Annotated in this window: 11 protein-coding genes; 8 read left to right on the top strand and 3 right to left on the bottom strand. The window is 70.5% G+C overall.

The features are described 5' to 3' along the window. The 6 genes from O7595_RS14180 to O7595_RS14155 all read left to right on the top strand — a co-directional run bounded on the left by O7595_RS14180 (window position 1) and on the right by O7595_RS14155 (window position 3,470). Window positions 1-798 (top strand): type III pantothenate kinase, encoded by a 798-nt coding sequence (locus O7595_RS14180; protein ID WP_017949716.1) that lies wholly within the window; start codon window positions 1-3, stop codon window positions 796-798. A 171-nt stretch (window positions 799-969) separates the two neighbouring features. Continuing rightward, the gene (locus tag O7595_RS14175; RefSeq protein ID WP_269729050.1) at window positions 970-1,617 is read left to right on the top strand and encodes a hypothetical protein; all 648 of its coding nucleotides are present in this window, start codon (window positions 970-972) and stop codon (window positions 1,615-1,617) included. Window positions 1,618-1,630: 13 nt separating this feature from the next. Further along, window positions 1,631-1,819, top strand: a complete 189-nt coding sequence (locus tag O7595_RS14170) for a hypothetical protein (RefSeq protein ID WP_269729049.1) — start codon at window positions 1,631-1,633, stop codon at window positions 1,817-1,819. Window positions 1,820-1,935: 116 nt separating this feature from the next. After that, the gene (locus O7595_RS14165) at window positions 1,936-2,409 is read left to right on the top strand and encodes a BlaI/MecI/CopY family transcriptional regulator (protein WP_269729048.1); all 474 of its coding nucleotides are present in this window, start codon (window positions 1,936-1,938) and stop codon (window positions 2,407-2,409) included. A gap of 9 nt (window positions 2,410-2,418) precedes the next feature. Then, window positions 2,419-2,958, top strand: a complete 540-nt coding sequence (locus tag O7595_RS14160) for an amino-acid N-acetyltransferase (protein WP_269729047.1) — start codon at window positions 2,419-2,421, stop codon at window positions 2,956-2,958. Window positions 2,959-3,131: 173 nt separating this feature from the next. Then, window positions 3,132-3,470 (top strand): histone-like nucleoid-structuring protein Lsr2, encoded by a 339-nt coding sequence (locus tag O7595_RS14155; protein ID WP_269729046.1) that lies wholly within the window; start codon window positions 3,132-3,134, stop codon window positions 3,468-3,470. Here the strand turns inward: O7595_RS14155 and O7595_RS14150 are convergent. Next, a complete protein-coding gene (locus O7595_RS14150) occupies window positions 3,449-4,051 on the bottom strand; it encodes an SCO3374 family protein (protein ID WP_269729045.1) in 603 nt (200 codons plus the stop codon). The genes O7595_RS14155 and O7595_RS14150 overlap by 22 nt on opposite strands. 429 nt (window positions 4,052-4,480) lie before the next feature. Here O7595_RS14150 and O7595_RS14145 point away from each other — a divergent pair, with 429 nt between their 5' ends. Next, entirely contained in the window at window positions 4,481-7,006 is a 2,526-nt protein-coding gene (locus tag O7595_RS14145) for an ATP-dependent Clp protease ATP-binding subunit (protein WP_018892500.1), read from the top strand. A gap of 181 nt (window positions 7,007-7,187) precedes the next feature. On the opposite strand, the gene dacB is transcribed toward O7595_RS14145, so the two are convergent. Together dacB and O7595_RS14135 are read right to left on the bottom strand one after the other, a co-directional pair. Then, the gene (gene dacB, locus O7595_RS14140) at window positions 7,188-8,816 is read right to left on the bottom strand and encodes a D-alanyl-D-alanine carboxypeptidase/D-alanyl-D-alanine endopeptidase (RefSeq protein ID WP_269732484.1); all 1,629 of its coding nucleotides are present in this window, start codon (window positions 8,814-8,816) and stop codon (window positions 7,188-7,190) included. Between the two features lie 75 nt (window positions 8,817-8,891). Next, window positions 8,892-11,906 carry an NACHT N-terminal Helical domain 1-containing protein gene (locus O7595_RS14135; protein WP_269729044.1) on the bottom strand — a complete coding sequence of 1,005 codons (3,015 nt, stop codon included), beginning with the start codon at window positions 11,904-11,906 and terminating at the stop codon, window positions 8,892-8,894. Between the two features lie 504 nt (window positions 11,907-12,410). On the opposite strand from O7595_RS14135, the gene O7595_RS14130 reads away from it, so the two are divergent. Continuing rightward, on the top strand, window positions 12,411-13,016 hold the full coding sequence (locus O7595_RS14130) for a M23 family metallopeptidase (RefSeq protein WP_269729043.1): 606 nt from the start codon (window positions 12,411-12,413) through the stop codon (window positions 13,014-13,016). Window positions 13,017-13,024 lie beyond the last annotated feature (8 nt).

The following is a 13,024-nucleotide window of genomic DNA, read 5'->3' as shown; positions in this document are numbered from 1 at the left end:
ATGCTGCTCACCATCGACGTCGGCAACACCCACACCGTCCTCGGCCTCTTCGACGGCGAGGACATCGTCGAGCACTGGCGCGTCTCCACCGACCCGCGCCGCACGGCCGACGAACTGGCCGTGCTCCTCAACGGCCTGATGGGCATGCACCCGCTGCTCGGCGAGGAACTGGGCGACGGCATCGAGGGCATCGCGATCTGCGCCACCGTGCCCTCGGTGCTCCACGAGCTCCGCGAGGTGACCCGCCGCTACTACGGCGACGTCCCCGCGGTGCTCGTCGAGCCCGGCATCAAGACCGGCGTGCCGATCCTGATGGACAACCCGAAGGAGGTCGGCGCGGACCGCATCATCAACGCGGTCGCGGCCGTCGAGCTCTACGGCGGTCCTGCGATCGTCGTCGACTTCGGCACGGCGACGACCTTCGACGCGGTCAGTGCCCGGGGTGAGTACGCGGGCGGAGTCATCGCCCCCGGCATCGAGATCTCCGTCGAGGCCCTCGGCGTCAAGGGCGCCCAGCTCCGCAAGATCGAACTGGCCCGACCGCGCAGTGTGATCGGCAAGAACACGGTCGAGGCCATGCAGGCGGGCATCGTCTACGGCTTCGCCGGCCAGGTCGACGGTGTCGTCCAGCGCATGAAGCGAGAGCTGGCCGACGACCCGGAGGACGTGACCGTGATCGCCACCGGCGGCCTGGCCCCGATGGTCCTCGGGGAGTCCTCCGCGATCGACGAGCACGAGCCGTGGCTGACCTTGATCGGCCTGCGACTGGTCTACGAGCGGAACGTCTCCCGCATGTGAACCGGCGTGCGGGCACGGCCTGGCGTTCCGCGGCGCCGTCACGCGCCGTGCGGGCGCCCTGCCCGGTGCCCGCACGCAAGACCCGCACACGCGGGCACCCGCACCGACGCGCGCCGCGCCGTAAATGTGACGTTAAACGAATTTTGTCCGATTAGCGCGTATCGTCGGCCCATGCCCACGCCATACGGATCCCGCGGCGGCATGGCGTTCAGCGCGGACGAACTGCGTGTGCTCCGCCGCGCTCTCGCCATCGCCCTCAACCCCGACCAGTCCCGTCGCGCCGACCGAGGTGACGGCCCCGGCGCGAACACCGCCCAGGAGTACCTGCGGCTCGCACAGTCCGTGGACGAGGCCGTCCGCGAGACGGGCCGGCTGCGGGCTTTCCTGCTCGCCGACCTGGAGCGGTACCGCGACGCCCTCCCCGGCTCCGCGGGCGGCTATCTGGAGATCCTCCAGGAGGCTCTCGCCGCCGGCCACGAACCCGCTCCCGAGGATCTCGCGGCCCTGCGCTCCCTGCGCCGCACGCCGCTCTCCCAGGCCCTGCTGGAGCGCTGCCAGGGCCTCGCCGAGGAGTCCGTACGGGCCCGGCTCGCGGACCGTGCCGCCGCCCGCGCGTCCTCGCTGCCTCCGTCGAGGGTCCGGCTGCACGCCCTGCCCGGGGGCCGCGCCGAGGCCGGGGACAAGCAGGAGCCCCGTCCGGCCTCGCCGAAGCCCGCCCGCCCGGCTCCCCGCCCGGACCGCCCCATCCCCACCCCGGGCGAGGTCTTCCCGCCGCGCCGTCGCCCTGCGCCCCCGCCGGAGAAGCGGGCCGCCGGATAGCTACTCTGGGGGCATGGACTACGTATCCGCGCTCCTGCCCCCGGTCGTGATGGCCGCGTTCTTCACCGCTCTCGTCGTCACGATCGTGAAGAGCCAGGGCGGGCCGAACAAGGCCAAGGAGGACGCCGCCGTGGACGCGGCGATCGCCCGTGCGGAGGCCGCCGGCCGGACCGCGCCGTCGGACCGTCCGACCGAGGCCTGACGCCGGTCCGCACCGGCTCTCGCGGGACGTACGGCTCATCGCGGCCGTACGTCCTTTTTCGTACCCGAAGTACGTCAATAGCCGGCCATTACGACATCTCCGACTATGGTGGCGATGTGCCCCGCCAATTGGGAGAGCTCGAAGACGCCGTCATGACGCGCATCTGGCAATGGAACCGCCCGGTGACGGTGCGCGAAGTGCTGGAGGATCTCCAGCAGGAACGGTCCATCGCCTACACCACGGTCATGACCGTAATGGACAATCTCCATCAGAAGGGCTGGGTGCGCAGGGAAGTCGAAGGCCGCGCCTATCGATATACCGCGGTCTCCACCCGGGCCGCCTACTCCGCCGCACTGATGAACGAAGCCTGGTCGAAGAGCGACAACCCCGCGGCGGCTCTTGTCGCCTTCTTCGGCATGATGTCGCCGGAGCAGCGCCAGGAGCTCCGCGACGCGATCCGCGTCGTTCAGCGCGACCCGGCGGAAGAGGCACCGGAACCCGGGCGGGAAGGGCCTGGGCAAGGGGCGGCGGAAGGTTCTCCCGAAGGGGACGCCGAGGGCGCCGACGGCGGGGACGGGGCGGGGCGATAGCGTCCGGTCATGTCGTCAGAGCAGTCGCCTCCCAATGCCGCAGCAAATGCCGTCACGGTCCGCCGGGCCAGGACCGGCGATGTGCCTGCCGTTCGCCGTCTCGTGGACCCGTACGTGAGCGATGGCATCCTGCTCGACAAAGCGACCGTGACGCTTTACGAGGACATCCAGGAGTTCTGGGTCGCGGAACGCGACTCGGACGCCCGGGTGGTCGGCTGCGGTGCCCTCCACGTGATGTGGGAAGACCTCGCCGAAGTCCGCACTCTCGCGGTGGACCCCCAGTTCAGGGGCTCCGGCGTCGGTCACCATGTACTCGGCAAGCTGCTGCACACCGCCCGCTGGCTGGGTGTGCGGCGGGTATTCTGCCTGACCTTCGAAGTCGACTTCTTCGCGAAGCACGGGTTCGTGGAGATCGGTGAGACCCCGGTCGACGGAGATGTCTACAGCGAGCTGCTGCGTTCCTATGACGAGGGTGTCGCCGAGTTCCTCGGTCTCGAACGGGTGAAGCCGAACACCTTGGGTAACAGCCGGATGCTTCTCCACCTGTGATCCCGCTCCGGCGGGCAGGCGGAAGCGGGACTCGACCCGACGCCGAACCCCTATGTCCGAATCGCGTACGTTTCCCGCGTTCCCCGGGTTCTGAACCTCTGCCGAGGGTTTGTGTTTTCCAGAGAAAAGCGGTTTCCTTTCCGCGTACTGCATTTTCGATGAAAGGAAATCCGGTGGCACAGAAGGTTCAGGTCCTTCTTGTCGACGACCTCGACGGCGGCGAGGCGGACGAGACCGTGACGTTCGCTCTGGACGGCAAGACCTACGAGATCGACCTCACCACCGCCAACGCGGACAAGCTCCGCGGTCTGCTGGAGCCCTACACCAAGGGTGGCCGGCGCACCGGCGGCCGTGCCACGACCGGCCGCGGAAAGGGCCGTGCCGCGACCTCGACGGGCAGCAAGGACACCGCGGAGATCCGGAAGTGGGCGAAGGAGAACGGCTACAGCGTCAACGACCGCGGCCGTGTCCCCGCCGAGATCCGGGAGGCCTACGAGAAGGCCAACGGCTGAGCGTGCGTGTGCGGCCCGGCCGCAGACGCACGCAGCAGACGGGCCCGGTGGCAGGCGTTCGCCGCCGCGTCCACGAGCCGTACGAGGTCGGGGGCGCCCCCACCGCCCCCGGATCCGGCGCCCGGGCGCCCCACGGCGCCGAACGCCGGCAGTGACGGCTCCACCTCGCGCCCCGGCTTCGGGGGCCGCAGCCACACGGCGGCCCCCTGAGGCGCCCCGGCCGGGACCGCGCACCCCGGGGGCGCAGGTGCGGGCACGGACCCACCCGGCCCGAGAGCGGTCAGCTCCAGGCGGATCCCGCCCCAGTCCAGCCAGTCGAGCAGCCCGGGCAGCTCCTCTGCGCTGCCCGCGGCGACCAGGAGCAGAATTCTGTTTCCCGCCCTGGCGACCGGTCCGGTGCGCCCGCAGCGCCGCAACAGAGCCTCCCCGGCGTCCGCCGGCAGCTGCAGCGCGTCGAACCGCAGCCCGGTGATCAGCCGTACCGGTGGCCCTTCGGCCGTAGCCCAGCCAAGCTCGTTCTTGTACCACCTTGTGCTGCCGTCATCGAGCGGCACGCGAGGTGCCGGGAGAGTGAAGGCCATGACCCGGGAACTCCCGGGAGGACCCGGTGGTTACGGATCGTCGGGGAATCGTCACGCACGGTGTCGACGAGGAGGTGGCGAGGGCGTGTTCGAGGGCGCAAGGGTGTTCGCCCGTAGCTGAGGGAACCGGCGCGCGCCGCATGGAGTGTCCGTCCATACGGGTAAGACATCCCTAGTGGGGACGGGTGACACGCGGGCTCCGGGGTCTCACGTTCGCCATCGGCGTACTGATGGCACGGGTAACTGCCTGGCCTGCGGGAACATCGTCTCGCACCATCGGGTTGGAGCATTTGTCGGCGTTCGGGGCAGGAGGCCACAGACGGGTGTCGGCAGTTGGAATGAGCGGTCCCCGCTTGCGGGACTAAGCTGCGGAAGGACAGGGAGGGGATCGACCCCTAACTGACTGACCGCTCTGAGGAGCGATTAACGATGTTCGAGAGGTTCACCGACCGCGCGCGGCGGGTTGTCGTCCTGGCTCAGGAAGAAGCCCGGATGCTCAACCACAACTACATCGGCACCGAGCACATCCTCCTGGGCCTTATCCACGAGGGTGAGGGTGTCGCCGCTAAGGCCCTGGAGAGCCTCGGGATTTCGCTCGAGGCGGTCCGCCAGCAGGTGGAGGAGATCATCGGCCAGGGCCAGCAGGCCCCGTCCGGGCACATCCCCTTCACCCCTCGTGCCAAGAAGGTCCTGGAGCTGTCGCTCCGGGAGGCTCTCCAGCTGGGCCACAACTACATCGGCACCGAGCACATCCTGCTCGGCCTGATCCGCGAGGGCGAGGGCGTCGCCGCCCAGGTCCTCGTGAAGCTGGGCGCCGATCTCAACCGGGTGCGGCAGCAGGTCATCCAGCTGCTCTCCGGTTACCAGGGCAAGGAGGCCGCCACCGCCGGCGGTCCGGCCGAGGGCACGCCCTCGACCTCCCTCGTCCTCGACCAGTTCGGCCGGAACCTCACCCAGGCGGCCCGCGAGTCCAAGCTCGACCCGGTCATCGGGCGCGAGAAGGAGATCGAGCGGGTCATGCAGGTGCTGTCCCGCCGCACCAAGAACAACCCGGTCCTCATCGGCGAGCCCGGCGTCGGCAAGACCGCCGTCGTCGAGGGACTGGCGCAGGCCATCGTCAAGGGCGAGGTGCCCGAGACCCTCAAGGACAAGCACCTCTACACCCTCGACCTCGGCGCGCTGGTCGCCGGTTCCCGCTACCGCGGTGACTTCGAGGAGCGCCTCAAGAAGGTCCTCAAGGAGATCCGCACCCGCGGCGACATCATCCTGTTCATCGACGAGCTCCACACCCTGGTGGGTGCGGGCGCCGCCGAGGGCGCGATCGACGCCGCCTCCATCCTCAAGCCGATGCTGGCCCGCGGCGAGCTGCAGACCATCGGTGCGACGACGCTCGACGAGTACCGCAAGCACCTGGAGAAGGACGCGGCCCTGGAGCGCCGCTTCCAGCCCATCCAGGTCGCGGAGCCGTCCCTGCCGCACACCATCGAGATCCTCAAGGGCCTGCGCGACCGTTACGAGGCGCACCACCGCGTCTCCATCACGGACGAGGCGCTGGTCCAGGCCGCGACCCTGGCCGACCGGTACATCTCGGACCGCTTCCTGCCGGACAAGGCGATCGACCTGATCGACGAGGCCGGTTCCCGGATGCGCATCCGCCGGATGACCGCGCCGCCGGACCTCCGCGAGTTCGACGAGAAGATCGCCGGTGTCCGCCGGGACAAGGAGTCCGCGATCGACTCCCAGGACTTCGAGAAGGCAGCCTCCCTCCGCGACAAGGAGAAGCAGCTGCTGGCGGCGAAGGCCAAGCGGGAGAAGGAGTGGAAGGCCGGCGACATGGACGTCGTCGCCGAGGTCGACGGCGAGCTGATCGCCGAGGTCCTCGCCACGGCGACCGGTATCCCGGTCTTCAAGCTGACGGAGGAGGAGTCCTCCCGTCTGCTCCGCATGGAGGACGAGCTCCACAAGCGCGTCATCGGCCAGAAGGACGCCATCAAGGCCCTGTCCCAGGCGATCCGGCGTACCCGCGCCGGTCTGAAGGACCCGAAGCGTCCCGGTGGTTCGTTCATCTTCGCCGGTCCGTCCGGTGTCGGTAAGACCGAACTGTCCAAGACGCTCGCCGAGTTCCTCTTCGGCGACGAGGACGCGCTGATCTCCCTCGACATGTCGGAGTTCAGCGAGAAGCACACGGTCTCCCGCCTCTTCGGTTCCCCGCCCGGATACGTGGGTTACGAGGAGGGTGGCCAGCTCACCGAGAAGGTGCGCCGGAAGCCGTTCTCCGTCGTCCTCTTCGACGAGGTCGAGAAGGCCCACCCCGACATCTTCAACTCCCTTCTCCAGATCCTGGAGGACGGTCGCCTGACCGACTCCCAGGGCCGGGTCGTGGACTTCAAGAACACGGTCATCATCATGACGACCAACCTCGGGACCCGGGACATCTCCAAGGGCTTCAACCTGGGCTTCGCCGCCCAGGGCGACGTCAAGACCGGCTACGAGCGGATGAAGGCCAAGGTCAACGACGAGCTGAAGCAGCACTTCCGGCCGGAGTTCCTCAACCGTGTCGACGACACGGTCGTCTTCCACCAGCTCTCCCAGGACGACATCATCCAGATCGTCGATCTGATGATCGCCAAGGTGGACGAGCGGCTGAAGGACCGCGACATGGGCATCGAGCTCAGCCAGGAGGCCAAGCTCCTGCTGGCGAAGAAGGGCTACGACCCGGTCCTGGGCGCCCGTCCGCTGCGCCGGACGATCCAGCGGGAGATCGAGGACCTGCTCTCGGAGAAGATCCTCTTCGGCGAACTGCGTCCCGGTCACATCGTGGTGGTCGACACCGAGGGCGAGGGCGAGGAGAAGAAGTTCACCTTCCGCGGTGAGGAGAAGTCGGCTCTGCCGGACGTCCCGCCGATCGAGTCGGCGGCCGGCGGCAGCGGGCCGAACCTGTCGAAGGACGCCTGAGCGTTCCGAGCACGCGTCAAAGGGGGCTGCCCCCGGACCTCCGGGTCCGGGGGCAGCCCCTTTTTCGGAGCACCGCGGTCAGACGGCGGACCTTCGCCGCTGCGGTCTCGCCGTGTGGTGGGCCGACGCCGGTGGCCAGGGCCCGCACCGTGCCTTCCGGCGGTCCGGGCCCCTGGGCGCATCAGCAGACGTCGGGCTTCCGCCAGGTGCATTCGAGATCCGCGGGCGCCTTCCGGTCGGCGTTCCGCAGGACCGGTACGGAGGCCGCGGCGATCGTGTCGCTGGCCGTGTCGGACCCGGCCAGCGTCACCACGATCGCGTCCTCGACGCTCTTCACGGAGGACGCGAGATAGTTGTTGAGCACGATGCTGAAGACCAGTTCGCGGCCGACGGCGTCCTCGACGTATCCGGAGAGCGCCGAGGCGCCGGTCAGGGACCCGGTCTTGGCGCGGGCGCCGAGGGCCGCCGGGGTGTTGCACATCCGGGTGCGGAGCGTGCCGCCGACGGCGCGGTCGGGGTGGCAGGCGACGGGCAGGGACGCGTGCCAGTCGTCGTACCAGGGCGCGTCCCGGACCGCGAGCAGCAGCCGGGCGAGCTGGTCGGCGGGGAAGACGTTCATCCGGGACAGCCCGGAGCCGTCGACCTGGCGCAGCTTCGCGGCCTCGACGCCCTCCTTCCTCAGATGGCCGTCGACGGCGGAGAGCCCCGCGCTCCAGGTGCCGCGTCCGGACGTCTCGTAGCCGATCGTCTTGGTCAGCGTCTCGGCGTGCATGTTGTTGGACAGCTTCATGAACGGGAGCATCAGCTCCTTCAGCGGCATGGAGCTGTGGGTGGCGAGGACCTTCGCACCGGGCGGAGTGGGCCTGCCCAGGCGCGGGGTGCCGGTGACGCGTACGCCCTGCTCGGCCAGGGCGTCGGCGAAGACGGCAGTGGCGTACCCGGTGGGCTCCCAGACGGTGATCCACTCCTTGGTGGTGGACCCGCCGACCGGGATGTCCCCGCTGACCACGATGGTGTTGGAGCCGTGCTCGCGCTCGACGGCGAGGGTGTCGGCCTGCCCCACGGGGACGGTGCTGCCCCGGACGTCGACCCGTACGTAGTCGGTCGGCGGGGTGAGCTTCACCTTCGGCCGGTCGCCGGGGGCGGCGCCGGGGGACGCCTCCACGACGACGGTGCCGGAGTCGTAGTCGGTGTCGGGTGCGACGGTCAGCGGCGAGATCTGGGCGGAGTAGTAGGAGGACTCGTCGTCGGCGGCCCAGGACCGGCCCAGGCGGCTGGTGTCGAACCTGGTGTCGTCGGCGACGACACTGCCGGTGACCCTGCGGATGCCCGACTCCCTCAGCCGGGCGGCGAGTCCTTCGTAGTCGGAGGCGAGCGCGGTGGGGTCGCCCCCGCCGCGGAGGTACAGGTCCCCGTGCAGGACCGAGCCGTAGCGGCGGCCAGTGGACAGCACTTCGGTGCGGAACCGGTAGCCGGGGCCGAGCAGCGCCATCGCGGCGGTGGACGTGGCGAGTTTCGTGTTGGACGCGGGCATCAGCCGGTCGCCGGCGTCGCGTTCGTAGAGCCGTTCCCCGGTGGTGGCGTCGGCGACGACGACGCTCGCGGCGCCGCCGTCCATCCGGGGGTCGGCGAGGATCGTGTCGATCGCGCCCTTGAGTCCGGTGTCGGAGGGCCCTGCCCCGGCGGGTGCGCTGCCGCTGCTCCAGGTGAGCGCGGCGACGAGGCCGAGGGCGAGCGGCCAGGTCCGGGCGCCGCGGACACTGCGGAGGAGGCGGTCATGGCGGAGGTGCCCGCGTGGGTTCGGGCTCATCACGGGTCTGCTCATGTCACAGGAGGATGGCGGACGGGGCCCGGGGCCGGAAGGAGGCCTGACGCAACACCTCGGTCATTCCGGTGGTCTGACGGTCAGTGAGACGCGTGCGGCGAGGTCGTCCGTCCCCAGGAACAGGGCGGGGTCGCCGACGAGGAGGATCCGGCGCAGCCCGTCCACGGCCGTGAGCGGAGACAGGTCGACGGGTTCGTCCTGCCACAGGTGCACGACGGAGAGGGAGGGGAGGCCGGGGAAGAGCTCGGGGATGCGGCGCACGTCGGGCACCGCCCGCCTCAGCTCCACCTGGACCCCTTCCGCGTCCGGCACCCTCGCCACGACGGCCAGTTGGCTGTCGTCGAGGAGGAGCGTGGTCAGGGGGCCCACGGCCGAGAGGTCGGTGAGCGCGGGACAGCGGTCGATCTCGACGTCCTCCGGCGACGCGGGTGCGCCAGTCAGCCAGGTGAGGTCGGTGAGCTGCGGGTTCTGGGAGATGCGGACCGCCGGCGGCGCACAGGACCGGACGGTCGCGGCGATGAGCTCCCCGGGCAGGTCTCCCTGGAAGTGCACCGCGCGGCCGCCGGCGAGGGCGGCGATCGAGCGGGCCTGCTCGACGTTGCGCACCGTGAAGTAGAGCCCCGACGGGTCGACGGCGGCGATCACGTCCCTGGCGTACTCGTCGTGGCCGTACCGGTCCCAGGCCCATACGAGCTGCGAGCGCACCCGCACCGAGGGGTGTCCGGCGTACCGGGCGAGGAAGGGGACCGCGGTTTCGGAGTCGACGAGCGAGGCGGTGACGACCGTCATGCGCGCCATGTCGTCGTCGGCCGTGTGCTCGGGCCCCGGCAGCAGGTCGAGCACGAGGGGACCAGCGGTGGACAGGGCCCGGGCTTCCTGGACGGTCCTCGGCGGAATGGCCTCGGCCGTACGGCTCAGCAGCGTCTCGCGGACGGAGGGCGCGATCTCCGTGGCCTGTTCCATCGCCGCCGCCGCGACCACCAGGATCCGCAGCTGGGTGGCGCGGTCGGGGGCCGCGTCCGCCGCGGCGAGCAACTCCGTGAAGATCTCGGCGCATTCGCGCGGCCGCGCATGGGCCACGCTCATCCGGATCACGTCCTCCCACTGGTCGTCCGCCGCATGCCGGGTGAGGACGCCGATGTGCCACTCGTCCACGATCGCCTTGGCAGCGAGGAAGTCCTGGAAGGTGCGGTGCACGAAGTCCACGGCCCCGGGGGAGGATTCACGCAGCAGTCCGCTGCGGTGCAGCAGATGACCGAAGACGGCCCGGGGATCCCCGGCCGCGGCCGCTTCGGGGACCGCCGGGATCGCTGCGGTGACCAGCGACTCCGCCCGTGAACGGTCCATCTGCGTGCGCCCGTTGAGCGTCATCCAGTACGCCAGGCGCTGGACGAGCTGGATCTGCGGCGCTTCCGCGAGGTCGACGCCGGAGGGTGCGCCCAGGTCCCGCTCCCGGTCGCGGCGGGTGAGCAGCATCGCGAGCGCCGCCTCGTAGAGGGCCTTGCGGCCGCGGGGGAGGAAGCCGCGCCGGTCGCGGTGGAGTGCGCAGATGAGTCCGCACATCAGGGGGTTGGTGGTGAGGGCGGCGAGGTCCCGCTTGCCGCGGATGGCGTCCTGGAGCGGCTGCTCGTACGTCTGCGCGTCGGCGCCCGCAGCCCGGTGCCAGCGCTGTACGAACGCCGTGACCGCGCGGCGGCTCATGGGGGAGAGGGTGAGGTCGGTGAAGCCGTCGGGGGCGAGCCAGTCGTCGCGCACCGCGGAGGGGCGGGAGGTGACGAGCCAGCGGTTGCCGGCGCCGTACGCGCCCAGCAGGTCGCGCAGCCAACGTCGGGTGCGGTTCCGCTCGGCCTCGGGGACCTCGTCGACGCCGTCCACGAGGATCAGCCCGCGGCCGGCGGTGAGTACCCGGTCCGCCCAGCCCTCGGGCGGGGTGAGGGGGCAGCCCACGGCCGACAGGAAGCCGTCGGGTGCGGGCAGCCGCTCGCCGTGGCGGGTGAGGGTGCGCAGAGGCAGGACGAAGGGGACGCGGTCGTGGAGGTACGCCATCCGCCCGTCGGGATCCTCACCCGCGGTGCGGGCCGCGGACACGGCCAGCCACTGGACGAGGGTGGTCTTCCCGGAGCCGGCGACGCCGCGGAGCAGCACCCGGTCGTGGGCGGCGAGGGCCTGGTCCGCGGGCACGGGATCCGCCTCCGGCCCGTCCGTGCCGCTCGCCCTGCGCAGCCACCGGACGCCGTCGTCCGGTGGCTGCGGGCGGGCGTGCGGCACGGTGGGCCGGTCGCCGGTCGGGACGGTCTGCGAACCGGTGGCCGGACCGATCGCGGCCGGTCCGGTGAGCCAGTCCCCGGAAGGTCCGGTCCGGGCGGAGGTATCCAGGCAGAGGTAGGCCACGTCCAGCGGCCACTCGTCCGGTGACTCGTGCAGGTCGATGCCGTAGATCGTGAGGTTCCCGTGGCTCCGCGCCACGTACGGGAGGTAGCGGTGCTCGAACGCCGCGTCACGGGCGTCCGTACGGGGCGTGCGCAGGATCAGCTCGTCGAGTTTCGCGATCATCTCGGCCTGGGTGCGGCTCTGCTCGACGAGGGTGCGGGCGACGAAGGACGACCGCTGGGTGAAGAACTGCAGGATGTGGAGGCAGGCCCACTCGGTGATCGAGGCGAGGTAGAGGGTGGCGTCCGTGGACAGACCCCCGGCCGCGCGCCGCGCCGTGGGGGTGGCGCGCAGTCGCCGGGCGAGTTCGCGGTGGCCGTGGCGGACGGCCTGGACGTCGTCCATCTCCAGCTCGCCGAGGGCGAGCAGGCACCGGGACAGGGCGTCGGCGACGGCTTCGGCCTCGTCATCGGGGAACGGCGGCTCGCCGGGCCCCGTCAGCGACTCCCGGACGAGGGTGCCCGCGAGCCTGCGGACGTCCCGCTCGGTGAGGGTGCGCTTCTCGCCCCGGAACGAGACCAGGCCGGCGAGTCGCACGGGGCGGTCGGTGAGTGCGGCGCCGCTGCCCTCCTGCACCAGGAGGCGCCTGACGAGGGGGGAGAGCACCGCCGATGCGAGGCGGGTGCCGATCAGTGCGGGCTCCATAGGACTCTCTCCCGTGACAAAAAGGGCGTATCCCGCCGAAAGGGGCACTTCGGGCGCACCGTCCGAAGTCCTTCAGCGCCTCCGGCCAACGGGACTTTGGTCCCGAAACGGAAGGCCTTTGGTCCCACCGGCCGTGACAAGGCGCACAGGCGTTTCCGAGCCTACTAGGCGACTTAGTGGGGCTGTGGGGTCGCGTGCCGGGTCTTTCGGGTCATCGAGGGCGGGCCTTCCGGCGGTGTGGACCCGACACGGCGGCGGTTCGGACCGGACAACGCATCTGTGCAGCCCCCACGTGCTAATAAACCACTCTTCGTCAGGAGATTTCGGACAATGACGGACGGAGGATTCGCTGACGTCAAGGGCCCCGCTCACAGGCGCAAACCTACGACGAGATGTCGTAGATGGGGTGTTTGAGTCGGCTTGGGGGTGCGGGTTACCAAGGTGTCGCCCCGGTGCTCAGGCATCGGGTCGCTTCCTGCCCCACAGCCCGGAGGTTCTCCCCGCATGTCGAAGCGCATCGCCCCCACCCGTCTCCGTTCGTCCGCGCTCCGTACCCGTGGTGCCGTCGTGGCCGCCGGACTCGGCGCCGTGATGGTCGTCGGAGCCGGGGCCGGTGTCGCGTCCGCCGACACGGCGAAGAGCGCCCCGGCCGCCGCCGAGGCGAAGCCCGCGGCGAAGAAGGCCAAGGCCAACGCCTGGGTCAAGCCGGTCTCGGGCTACACCCTGACCGCCAGCTTCAACCAGGGCGGCGCCATGTGGTCCCACAAGCACTCCGGCCAGGACTTCGCCGTTCCGGTCGGCACCCCGGTGAAGGCCGCCAGTGGCGGTGTCGTCGTCAAGGCCGGTCCGAACGGCGGCGGTGACGGTTCCGCGTACGGCAACGCCATCGTGATCAAGCACGGCAACGGCAAGTACTCGCAGTACGCGCATCTGTCGAAGATCAACGTCCATGTCGGCCAGAGCGTGAACACCGGCAAGCTCATAGCCCTGTCCGGCAACACCGGCAACTCGTCCGGCCCGCACCTGCACTTCGAGATCCGTACGACCCCGAACTACGGCTCGGCCCTGAACCCGGCGAACTTCCTGCGCGCCCAGGGCGTCACCATCTGACGCTCGCC

The organism is Streptomyces sp. WMMC940 (genome assembly GCF_027460265.1).
Lineage (GTDB): Bacteria > Actinomycetota > Actinomycetes > Streptomycetales > Streptomycetaceae > Streptomyces.
Note: the sequence above shows the minus strand (reverse complement) of the source record. Positions and strands in the feature narration are given on the sequence as shown.

Bases quoted from the DNA above. Each gene is read 5' to 3' on its own strand.
- O7595_RS14180 (WP_017949716.1), top strand. From the start codon at position 1: ATGCTGCTCACCATCGACGTCGGCAACACCCACACCGTCCTCGGCCTC.
- O7595_RS14175 (WP_269729050.1), top strand. From the start codon at position 970: ATGCCCACGCCATACGGATCCCGCGGCGGCATGGCGTTCAGCGCGGAC.
- O7595_RS14170 (WP_269729049.1), top strand. From the start codon at position 1,631: ATGGACTACGTATCCGCGCTCCTGCCCCCGGTCGTGATGGCCGCGTTC.
- O7595_RS14160 (WP_269729047.1), top strand. From the start codon at position 2,419: ATGTCGTCAGAGCAGTCGCCTCCCAATGCCGCAGCAAATGCCGTCACG.
- O7595_RS14150 (WP_269729045.1), bottom strand. From the start codon at position 4,051: ATGGCCTTCACTCTCCCGGCACCTCGCGTGCCGCTCGATGACGGCAGC.
- O7595_RS14145 (WP_018892500.1), top strand. From the start codon at position 4,481: ATGTTCGAGAGGTTCACCGACCGCGCGCGGCGGGTTGTCGTCCTGGCT.
- dacB (WP_269732484.1), bottom strand. From the start codon at position 8,816: ATGAGCCCGAACCCACGCGGGCACCTCCGCCATGACCGCCTCCTCCGC.
- O7595_RS14135 (WP_269729044.1), bottom strand. From the start codon at position 11,906: ATGGAGCCCGCACTGATCGGCACCCGCCTCGCATCGGCGGTGCTCTCC.
- O7595_RS14130 (WP_269729043.1), top strand. From the start codon at position 12,411: ATGTCGAAGCGCATCGCCCCCACCCGTCTCCGTTCGTCCGCGCTCCGT.